Source organism: Psychrobacter sp. 16-MNA-CIBAN-0192 (genome assembly GCF_040309565.1).
Classification (GTDB): Bacteria; Pseudomonadota; Gammaproteobacteria; order Pseudomonadales; family Moraxellaceae; genus Psychrobacter.
In genome coordinates this window covers 1-455 of sequence record NZ_JBEOOX010000047.1, presented here as the reverse complement: position 1 = coordinate 455, position 455 = coordinate 1, and the positions used below count along the sequence as shown (strand labels likewise).

The 455-nt window shown below is 44.8% G+C and carries 1 protein-coding gene; it reads right to left on the bottom strand.

All coding sequences use genetic code 11. From position 1 onward, the window contains the following. On the bottom strand, nt 1-455 hold a 455-nt coding region (locus tag AAEY78_RS12290), incomplete at both ends, for a SulP family inorganic anion transporter (RefSeq protein ID WP_352339626.1).

The window sequence follows — 455 nt, the reverse complement described above, 5'->3', positions numbered from 1 at the left end:
CACCTACAAATACCCCAATCGCTAAATTATGGGTAGCGACAACCACAACAACTGTGGCAACCATCACAAGATTGGTCGATAAAGGATGATGTTTAAGATTACGAATAGAATCCCAAGAGAAGGTTCCAATAGACACCATGATCATCACGGCAACGAGTGCAGCCATAGGGATCATTTTTAACCAATCACCTAAAAACACGATCAAGATTAGCAAAAACAAACCGGCAGAGAATGTCGACAAACGCCCACGCCCGCCTGATTTAACGTTGATAATTGATTGACCAATCATGGCACAACCTGCCATGCCGCCCAATAAACCAGCACCGATATTCGCAATACCTTGGCCCTTGCATTCGCGGTTTTTATCGCTTGGCGTATCGGTTAAATCATCAACAATGGTCGCTGTCATCATCGATTCCAATAAACCCACAACAGCAAGACCAGCAGAGTAAGGG